General features: G+C 73.9%; 9 protein-coding genes. 5 read left to right on the top strand and 4 right to left on the bottom strand.

The genetic code is table 11. The features are described 5' to 3' along the window. Positions 1–88: 88 nt before the first annotated feature. Together PSD17_RS15750 and PSD17_RS15745 are read right to left on the bottom strand one after the other, a co-directional pair. Complete coding sequence (locus PSD17_RS15750) at positions 89–1,804, bottom strand: MOSC domain-containing protein (protein WP_339123203.1); 1,716 nt, start codon at positions 1,802–1,804, stop codon at positions 89–91. Further along, positions 1,789–2,016: a hypothetical protein gene (locus PSD17_RS15745; protein ID WP_013676398.1), complete on the bottom strand. Its 228-nt coding sequence runs from the start codon at positions 2,014–2,016 to the stop codon at positions 1,789–1,791. The genes PSD17_RS15750 and PSD17_RS15745 overlap by 16 nt, the downstream gene beginning before the upstream one ends. A 194-nt stretch (positions 2,017–2,210) precedes the next feature. Between PSD17_RS15745 and PSD17_RS15740 the strand changes: the two genes are divergently transcribed. From PSD17_RS15740 to PSD17_RS15720, 5 genes are all read left to right on the top strand, one after another. Then, positions 2,211–2,657: a VOC family protein gene (locus PSD17_RS15740; RefSeq protein ID WP_339123205.1), complete on the top strand. Its 447-nt coding sequence runs from the start codon at positions 2,211–2,213 to the stop codon at positions 2,655–2,657. Continuing rightward, positions 2,657–2,854, top strand: coding sequence for a hypothetical protein (locus PSD17_RS15735; protein WP_041759941.1), 198 nt, complete (start codon positions 2,657–2,659; stop codon positions 2,852–2,854). Before PSD17_RS15740 ends, PSD17_RS15735 begins: the two co-directional genes overlap by 1 nt. Next, on the top strand, positions 2,851–4,233 hold the full coding sequence (locus PSD17_RS15730) for a dihydrolipoyl dehydrogenase family protein (RefSeq protein WP_339123202.1): 1,383 nt from the start codon (positions 2,851–2,853) through the stop codon (positions 4,231–4,233). Before PSD17_RS15735 ends, PSD17_RS15730 begins: the two co-directional genes overlap by 4 nt. A gap of 347 nt (positions 4,234–4,580) precedes the next feature. Then, positions 4,581–5,336 carry an SDR family oxidoreductase gene (locus PSD17_RS15725; protein WP_339123201.1) on the top strand — a complete coding sequence of 252 codons (756 nt, stop codon included), beginning with the start codon at positions 4,581–4,583 and terminating at the stop codon, positions 5,334–5,336. A gap of 136 nt (positions 5,337–5,472) precedes the next feature. Beyond that, positions 5,473–8,289, top strand: a complete 2,817-nt coding sequence (locus tag PSD17_RS15720) for an ATP-binding protein (protein WP_339123199.1) — start codon at positions 5,473–5,475, stop codon at positions 8,287–8,289. 186 nt (positions 8,290–8,475) lie between these two features. On the opposite strand, the gene PSD17_RS15715 is transcribed toward PSD17_RS15720, so the two are convergent. Both PSD17_RS15715 and PSD17_RS15710 read right to left on the bottom strand, forming a co-directional pair. Further along, positions 8,476–9,024 carry a DUF6790 family protein gene (locus PSD17_RS15715; protein WP_013676393.1) on the bottom strand — a complete coding sequence of 183 codons (549 nt, stop codon included), beginning with the start codon at positions 9,022–9,024 and terminating at the stop codon, positions 8,476–8,478. Between the two features lie 27 nt (positions 9,025–9,051). After that, positions 9,052–9,618 (bottom strand): carotenoid oxygenase family protein (locus PSD17_RS15710; RefSeq protein ID WP_339123198.1); only part of this gene is annotated, 567 nt, incomplete at its 5' end.

Raw genomic sequence — 9,618 nt, 5'->3', positions numbered from 1 at the left:
AGGAGGGTGTTGAGGTCGGTCGTCACAAACTGATCTTCAACACCCTCCTGTCACGTCCCGGGCCGGCACGCCGTTAGGACTTACTCGTCTAGATGTCCAGCACGACGTCCGTCCGCGGGCGAGCGCAGCAGAGGAGCACCTGGCCCGTGGGTGGGGGATCGAGGGGGTCGGGGGAGTAGCCGATCTCGCCGGACAGCAGGCCGGTGATGCAGGTGTGGCAGACGCCGGCCCGGCAGCTCCACCGGGTCGGCACATCACAGGCGTCCGCGAGGTCGAGGACGCTGTGGAGGCCGGGCTCGAAAGGCACCGAGAGGCCGCTGCGGGCGAAGGTGACGAGCGGCCCGGTCCCCGGTGTCCCCGTGGGCGGGTGCGGTGCGGGTCGGGCCCGCTCGACGACCCCGGGGTTGACCGGGGGCAGCGCGCCGAACCGCTCGGTCCGGATGTTCCCGGCAGCCAGTCCCACCGCGATGAGTGCGGCACGCACGTCGGTCATGAATGAGTCGGGTCCGCAGAGGTAGGCCTCGGCATCGACGGGGAGACGGAGCGCGGCCAGCGCGTCCTGGGTGAGGCGACCCGCGTGGACGCCGGGCACCTGGTCAGGGGCGCCGGTGCTGTAGAAGATGTGTTCGCGGGCTCGTGGCAGCGCGGCCAGCAGGGTGTGCGCCTCCGCGGCCAACGGTTGTTCGTCCGGGCTGTGTGCGCCGTGGATCCACCAGACCTCCCGCGGGTTCGGGCTCTCGATGAGTGAATGCAGCATCGCGAGCACCGGCGTGACCCCGATACCTGCCGACAGGAGCAGGACGGGCGTGGTGTCGTCGTCGAGCGTGAAGTCGCCGCGGGGCGCGGCCGCGTCGAGCATCGCGCCAGGCCGGACTGCCGTCGTCAGGTAGCCGCTGGCGAGGCCGTCCGGCTCGTGCTTCACGCTGATCCGGTAGGTGCCGATCCCAGGGGCGGCGGACAGCGAATAGCTCCGGACGGGCGACCCGGCCGTCGGGACCCTGAGCGTGAGGAACTGTCCGGGACGGGCCGGTGGCAGGGGGGTGCCGTCGGGGGAGGCCAGGCGCAGCGAGGTCACGGTCGGGCTCTCGGGGCGTACGTCGGTGACCCGCAGCTGCCGGAACCCGGGCCAGGCCGGGCGCGGCGGCGGGTCGGGCTCGGCGAGCATGTCGAGGAAGGAGCCTCGCCAGCCGGGGCTCAGCGCGGGCGTGTCCGCAGCGAGCCGGAGCGTGGCGCGGTCGCGGCCGGGTAGGTAGAGCAGCGCATCCGTGTCGGCGACGCTCACCGTTCCGGTCCTGGTGCGCAGGATACTGTCCCCGGCTCGGATGCGGCCCTCGGTGAGGACGCGCATGTAGAAGCCGGGGCGGTGGTGGGCGACCAGCAGCGCCGGGAGATCGGGCTCGTCGAGTCGCATACCGAGGCGATAGCAGGTCACCCGCGGCTGCGTGACCTCGAACTCGGCCTCGCCGATCCGGTACCGGTCGCCGATCCGGACCGCGCTGTCGGGTAGGCCGTCGACGGTGAGGTTCTCGCCGAAGCAGCCGGGTTCGAGGTCGTGTCGTCCGAGGTGCTCCGCCCAGTGGGCGAGGGCCTGGGTCTGGTAGACGAGCACGGCGCGCTGCTCGCCGCCGTGGCCCGCGAGATCGCCCTGGCCGTCCCCGTCGATGTTGAGCCGGTGAACCATCGCGGGGCCGTCGACGGGTTCCTTCCAGATTCCGGTGCGGACGGTCTCGTCCCGCCAACGCACCTCCTTCGGCAGGCCGACGTTCACCGAGATCAACGTCGCGAGCGTCACCGCTTGTCCCATCCGTGGAAGGGTGCCAGGTCGCCGGCGTCCCGGCGCTCGCACAGACGGGGGCTGCCGGGGTCCCAGCCCTGCCGGGTCGCGGCGAACACGGACCTCGGCTCGCGCCGGGGGTCGACGACCGAGGGCTGCACGCTGAGCCTGCGCGCCGTTTCGGTGTGGTCGGGCAGTGCGTGGTCCGGGAAGGTTCCGCAGGCCCGGATGTCGATGCGCATCAGACGCTCCTCGTCGTCGGATGGTCCCCGCAGGAGCCGGGCCGGACCAGCCCGAGGCCCACTGGTCGCCCCGTCGCCAGGCACTGGTCCAGGGTTTCTCACGGGGTCGGCGGCGCCGGGACCGCGGCAGGGTGCTCGTTGCCGGCGCGATCGGCGTGCCGGCACCGTCGCGGACGAGGAGCACCGGCGTGGACATGCGAGTCGAGGTCGTCGCACTGCCCGTCTCGGATACCGAGCGGGCCAAGCAGTTCTACAAGTCACTGGGGTGGCGGGAGGATGCGGATTTCGTCGCGGACGACGACTTCCGGATCGTTCAGCTGACCCCGCCCGGCTCGGCGGCGTCGATCCAGTTCGGGGTCGGCGTCACTACGGCGCCGCCCGGTTCGATGCGCGGCCTGTACCTCGTCGTCGACGACGTCGAGGCCGCCCGGACCGAGCTTGCGCAACGTGGTGCCGAGGTCAGCGAGGTCTTCCACGAGTCTCGGCTCGGAGCGCGGTTCCGACCCGTCGGTGCACCCGGCCGCGAACCCGGGGCGAGCCCCGGGCGGGAGACCTACGCGTCGTTCGTGACTTTCGACGACCCGGACGGGAACGGCTGGATCGTGCAGGAGATCACGAGCCGGCTGCCGGGCCGCGGCTGATGGACACGACCGTCCTGGCCGGGCTCCTGCGCGAGGCCGAGGAGCAGCACGGCCGTTACGAACCGACGGCCCCACCGCATCACTGGTCCGACTGGTACGCGGTCTTCATCCGTGCCCGCGAGCTGGGACGGGCGCCCGAGGAGGCCTATCGGGACGCGTCGGCGGCCCTGGCGGCAGCGCTCGGGGAGACCCGGTGACCGGCACGGACCACGACGTCGTCGTCCTCGGTGGTGGGGCGCCCGGTGAGCACTGTGCCGCGGCCCTCGCGGCGGGCGGCCTGCGGGTCGCCGTCGTCGAGCGCGAGCTGCTCGGTGGGGAGTGCTCCTACTGGGGTTGCATCCCGTCCAAGACCCTGTTGCGCCCGGGCGAGGTGCTGGCGGCGGCCCGCACCGTGCCTGGTGCCCGAGAGGCGATGAGCGGGACCGTCGACGTGGCGTCGGCACTGGCCTGGCGCGACTTCATGGTCTCCGGCTACGACGATGCCGGGCAGGTCCGATGGGCGCGCGACGCCGGGATCGAGGTGCTCCGGGGGGTCGGCCGGATCGCCGGCCCGGGCGCGGTCGTCGTCGGGGGCACGACCCACACCGCGGAGCACGTGGTCATCGCCACCGGTTCCGATCCGGCGATCCCGCCCGTCCCCGGTCTGCGCGAGCTGCCCGGGCTGTGGACCGACCGCGAGGTCACCGGGCTCACCGAGGTCCCCGACCGGCTCCTCGTGCTCGGCGGAGGCCCCATCGGCGTCGAGATGGCCCAGGCGGTCGGGCGGCTCGGGGCCGCGGTGACGATCGTCGAGCGAGGTGACCACCTGTTGCCGCGGGAGCCGCGCCCCCTCGGCGAGGGTGTCGCCGACGCCCTGCGGGCCGACGGCGTCGAGCTCCGACTCGGAGCCGCGCCCACGGCCGCCCGTCGGGACGGCGCCGAGTGCGTGCTCGCGTTCGCGGACGGGTCCGAGGTCCGGGGCGAGCGTCTCCTCGTCGCGACCGGGAGGCGACCACGGGTCGCGGACATCGGACTCGAGACGGTCGGGGTGCCCGTCGATCCCCGCGGGATCACGGTCGACGCGCGAATGGCGGTCGGGCCGGGCCTGTGGGCGATCGGAGACGTGACCGGGCTGTGGCAGCTGACCCACGTGGGCGAATACCAGGGCCGGATCGCGGCGTCCAACATCCTGGGTCACCCCCGCGAGGCGCACTACGAGGCCGTCCCGAGGGTGATCTTCTGCGATCCGCAGGCCGCCTCGGTCGGCGAGGCCGATGGGCCCTTCACGACGACCGTCGGACTCGCCGGGATCCCGCGAACGTCCACCTACACGCGCGAGTACGACAGCCGGCCGGGATTCCTGACGCTGGTCTCGGACGGCGTCCGGCTCACCGGCGCCCACGCCCTGGGGCCGGAGGCGGGAGAGTGGCTCCAGCAGGTGACCCTGGCGATCCGCGGACGCACTCCGCTGCCGGTCCTGCTCGACGTCATCCAGCCGTTCCCGACCTTCTCCGAAGCGGTCTTCCAGGCGCTTCGTGGGCTGGATGTGCAGATCAGCGAGGTCGGGCGAACCGTCGGTACGGCGGCAGGGAGCTGACGGATGGAGTGGTTGCTGCCCTGTTGGTGGTCCCCGCCCGCGGATCCGACGGCGTCATGGGGAACCGACGGTCCGCCCGCGGCGAACCGGGGCATCGGCTCCGACGATCTCGACGTCGCCGCGGCCCTCTACGAGGTGCTCGTGGAACTCGCACCCTGCTCGGTGTGCGGCGCGCCCCTCGGTCCGGTGGTCCACGTGGAACGGTGCCGCAGGTTCCTCACCGTCCGGATCGTCGTCACCACATGCTGCCGCGGCCCCCGGCGCCACCGCCACGAGGCGACCGTTGTCGAACGAGCCGGAGGCCTGCTGACCGGGCGTCTCCGTCCCCGCCTGAATGGGAGGAAGTCATGACCGCACTCAGCAACGACGCGACGACGCGGCGCGAGCCCGGCCTGGTCGGGCAGACCGTCGTCGTCATCGGAGGGAGCTCGGGGATCGGGCTGTCGACGGCCCGGGCCGCCCGCGCCGAGGGCGCCGACGTCGTGCTCACCGCGCGGGACCCGGACCAGCTCCACCGTGCCGCCGACGATCTCGGCGCCCGCCGGTACGCGGCGTTCGACGCTCACGATCCGGACCGGCTCCGGACCTTCTTCGACGGTCTTCCGACACAGGTCGACCACGTCATGGTCACGGCCGGGAGCCCGTACTACGCGCCGCTGGCCGAGATGGACATCTCCGACGCGGCCCGCCACGTCGGCGACCACGTCCGCCTCGTCCTCGAGGTCGCCCGGCAGTCCGCCCGGACGGTCCGTCCCGGCGGCACGCTGCTGCTGATGGGTGGGACCGGTGGCCGACGACCCGCAGCCGGTCTCGCCGTCACCGCGCTGCTGACCGTCGGGCTGCCCGCCCTCGTCGCTGCTCTCGCCGTCGAGCTGGCGCCGGTCCGGGTCAACCTCGTCGCGGCCGGCTTCGTGGACACACCCCTCTCGGCGTCGCTGCTCGGCGACGAGCTCGACGCGCGCCGGGCGCAGCTCCGGGCGTCCCTGCCCATCCGCCGGGTCGTCACCGGCGACGACGTCGCCGCGCTCGCCGTGCACCTCATGGTGAACTCCGCGCTCACCGGAGCGGTGTACGACGTCGACGGAGGCCAGCAGCTCCGCTGATCGGCCGCGGATGTTGCCCCTCTCGCCTATAGGCGCATTTCGCGTGCGGCTATAAGCTGGCTGCCCTTCGACGCGACCGGCGGCAGGCCGGCCCGGTCCGTCGCCGAGAGCACCGGCACCCGGCAGAGGGCGGACGATGGCGCGGCAACGACGGAAGGGCGTCGGCCCGTGGCCGGACGGTGCACTGCTCGGCCGGCGGGAGGAGATCGCCACCCTGGACCGGTCGGTCGCCGCCGCGCGAGAGGGCGACAGCCGCGTGCTCGTGGTCGCCGGCGCGGCCGGGGTCGGGAAGTCCGCGCTCCTCGAGCACGTGGCGCGGTCCGCGGACGACATGCGTGTGCTGCGGGCCGCCGGTGTGGAGTCGGAGATGGAGCTGGCGTTCGCCGCCCTGCACCAGCTGTGCATGCCCCTGCTGGACCGCCTGCAACGGCTCCCGGGCCCGCAGTGTGCAGCCCTCCAGACGGTGTTCGGGGTCCGTGCGGGGCCGGCGCCGGATCGTTTCCTCGTGGGCCTGGCGGTGCTGAGCCTGATGTCCGACGCCGCGGAGGAACGTCCCGTGCTGTGCGTGGTCGACGACGCGCAGTGGCTGGACCGGGCCTCGGCACAGGTGCTCGGCTTCGTCGCACGACGGCTGCTGGCGGAGCGGATCGTGGTCCTCTTCGGGACCCGCAGACCTGGGCACGAGCTGCGCGGACTGCCGGAGGTCGAGATCACCGGTTTGTCCGCCCCCGACTCCCGCGCCCTTCTGGAGTCCGCAAGTCCCGCACCACTGGACGAGCACGTTCGGGACCGGATCGTCGCGGAGAGCGACGGCAACCCACTGGCCCTCCTCGAGCTTCCGCGCGGGCTGACGGTGACCCAGATGGCGGGCGGGTTCGGCCTGCTGCAGGCGGGTGCCCTCCCCGGGCACATCGAGGAGAGCTTCCTGTCCCGGGTCGAGTCGCTGCCCGCCGACTCCCGACGGTTGCTGCTGGTCGCCGCGGCCGAACCGACCGGAGATCCCACCCTCGTGCGGCGAGCCGTGGAGCTCCTCGGGATGACGCAGGCGCGGGCGATGGCGAACGGCACCGACGGCCTGCTGACCGTCGACGCCCGGGTCACGTTCCGCCACCCGCTCGTCCGGTCGGCGGTGTACCGGGCCGCGGACCCGGCCGACCGCCGAGCGGTCCACTCGGCACTGGCGGCGGTGACCGACGCACGGACCGATCCCGACCGCCGCGCGTGGCATCTCGCATCGGCCGCGATCGAACCCGACGACGCCGTGGCCGCAGAGCTCGAGCATTCGGCCGACCGGGCCCAGGCCCGGGGTGGCCTCACGGCCGCGGCCGCCTTCCTGCAGCGTGCCGTCGAACTGACGGCGGACCCGGCGCGCCGCACCGACCGCGCCCTGTCCGCCGCCCGGGCGAGCGTGGCGGCGGGGGCCTTCGGGCCGGCGCTGGAGCTGCTCGCCCTGGCCGAGACCGCCGAACTCGACGAGTTCGCTCGGGCTCGCATCGACCTCCTGCGGGCGGAGGCTGCGTTCGCGCAGCGGCACGGCAGTGACGCCCCACCACTGCTCCTGCGCGCCGCTCGGACCCTGGAGCCGCTCGACGCCCGGCTCGCGAGGGACACCTACCTCGACGCGTGGAGCGCGGCCCTGTTCGCCGGCAGCTCGGCCACGGCGGGGGACCTGCACGAGGTCTCCGCCGCAGCTGCCGCCGCGCCGCGTCCGGAGGGGCCGGTGAGGGCGGGCGACCTGCTCCTCGACGCGCTGGCGCTGCTGTTCACCGACGGGCGAGACACCGCGGTCCCGATGCTCGAGCGCGCCGCGAGCGCGTTCGCCGCGGACGAAGTCACCGGCGAGGAGGTCCTTCGCTGGGGATGGTTGGCCACGGCGGCGGCTGCGAGCGCGTGGGACTTCGAGTTGTGTCTGGCCACCGCGCTGCGCCAGGTGGACGTCGCGCGCCAAGCCGGGGCCCTGGCGGTCCTCGCCGTCGGCGTCAACGTGCTCGAGCAGGTTGCGGCGCTCGCCGGCGACTTCGGTACGGCGACGTCGCTCGAGGCGGAGGCGGACGCGGTCCGAGAGGCGACGGGCACGCACGTCGCCCACTACGGCGCTCTCGTGCTTGCCGCGCTGCGCGGCCGGGAGAGCGAGGCACTGCCGCTGGTCGACGCGACCATCGCCGAGGCGACCGCCGAGGGCGAGGGCACCGCCGTCCAGTACGCCCGCTGGGCGCGGTCGGTCGTGCTGAACGCACTCGGCCGCTACGACGAGGCGCTCGACGCGGCCCGGGCGGCCGCGGACGACATGCCCGAGCTGTTCGTCTCGGCATGGGCCCTGGCCGAGCTCGTCGAGGCGGCCTCGCGCAGTGGGGACGAGCGCGGGACGGCCGAGGCGCTGGAGCGGCTGCGGGCCCATGTCCGGGGTTCGCAGGGCCCGTGGGGGCTCGGCGTCGAGGCCCGCTCGCGTGGCCTGGCCGGGGATGGTGGGGACGCGTTCCGCGAGGCCGTCGAGTACTTCCGCGGAACCCGCCTCCGACCGGACCTCGCTCGCACCCATCTGGTGTACGGGGAATGGCTCCGCCGGCGGGGCCGCCGGTCGGAGGCCCGCACGCAGCTGCGCATCGCGCACGATCTGTTCGTCTCGATCGGTATGGAGGCGTTCGCGGCACGGACCCGGCGCGAGCTGCGCGCCGTGGGGGCAGCCGTCCCGGGACGCGGTGCGGTGCCGGCCGGCGACGAGCTGACCGCTCAGGAACGGCAGATCGCGCTGATGGTGCGCGAGGGCATGACGAACCCCGAGATCGCCGCACGGCTGTTCCTCAGCCCACGGACCGTCGAGTGGCACCTGCGCAGGGTCTTCGGCAAACTCTCGATCAGCTCGCGGCGCCAGCTCCGTAGCGCGCTGGCGCCCGACGGGATCGTGACGTTGCCGGCGCGACCGCGCGGGGCAGCCGAGCCGAGCATGGGGTGATCGGGTGCGATCCGACAGGTGGACCACGCCTGCGAGGCATGCCGCGCCCGGCGCACGGTGGCCAGGGCTGCCACCACCGCAGGTCCCGGGCGTCGACGGGCAGCGCCGCCCGGCCGCACACAGGCGGCCGGGCGGCGGCGCGTCGACACGTCTCGTCGCGAGCCGCGGCACCTCGCCGCGACGAGCTCAGGGGCTGCTCGGTGCCGACGGGACGGCCTGCCCGGTCGGCGCCTGGGCCGGCCGGTCGGGCCGGCGCCGCACCCGGTGCAGCGCGACGAGCAGGATCGCGAGTACGAGCGGGACCCCGAAGACGATGGGGACGATCGGTCCCCAGTTGTACGGAGCGGTGTTGCCGTGCGCGGCGTACTGGTAGATGTGGTCGATCCCGCAGCCCCAGAAGTACACGAGGTAGCCGAGGACGGTGGCGGTCCAGAACCCGCCCCGTAGCCAGTAGCAGGCGATGCCGAGGACTCCGTAGGAGAGGTTGGCGACGCCGACCTCCGTCTGGAACGGGTTGCCCGCGGGGAAGCCGATCTGGGCGGCGGTGGCCGGCCCGAAGAGCAGGTGGGAGCCGGCGGTGACGATCTCGCCGACCCCGAGCGCGACGACCAGGCCCCAGAGCAGGGCGATCGTCAGGGTTCGTTCCGGTGTGCGGTGGCGGGTCAGCCCGATGTGGACGAGCGCACCGATGAGCGCGATCGCCGGGATGAAGACGGGTCCGTAGGACGGGTTCACGAAAGCCTCCTGGTCCGGACGAGAAGGTCAGCGGTTGGACGGCAGCCAGACGCCGTGCAGGCCGAGCGGAACACGGACGGGGATGCGGACCCGCGCGACCGGGCCCGCAGCCGGGTCGTCGGCGGGCAGCACGAGGAACCAGCTGACGTCCTCACGCCGGTCCACGGCGAGCGTGGCCCACCAGCCGTGGCCTGGATCGGGGTCGCCGGGGCGGGGGAGGTGCACGGGCTCGCCCAGCGCCAGCTCGGGTGCGCGCCAGTGCGCGTCGTGGCCACCGGCGAGGTCGGTGACGACGAGGGTGTCGGCGAGCTGCGGGTCGTCGGGTCGGGTGGCGATCGTCGCGACCCGGTCGTGGCGGCGGCCGAGGACGCGGTCGTCGATGCGCGGGAACTCGACCCGCCGGTCGTGCGCGGGGGTCCGGACGACCGTGCCGCGGCCGAGGTCGAGCCGGGCGCGAACGAGCATGGCGTGTTGCTCGTCGGCAGGGTCGTCGGTACCGGGTCGGTCCCACTGCACGTAGTCGACGACGACGGCACCGTCGGGCCCGGGGCCCGCGCCGGCGGCACCGTCGGGCCCGGGGCCCGCGCCGGCGGC

Origin of the sequence: Pseudonocardia sp. D17 (assembly GCF_036984265.1) — a bacterium.
Classification (GTDB): domain Bacteria; phylum Actinomycetota; class Actinomycetes; order Mycobacteriales; family Pseudonocardiaceae; genus Pseudonocardia; species Pseudonocardia benzenivorans.
Note: the sequence above shows the minus strand (reverse complement) of the source record. Positions and strands in the feature narration are given on the sequence as shown.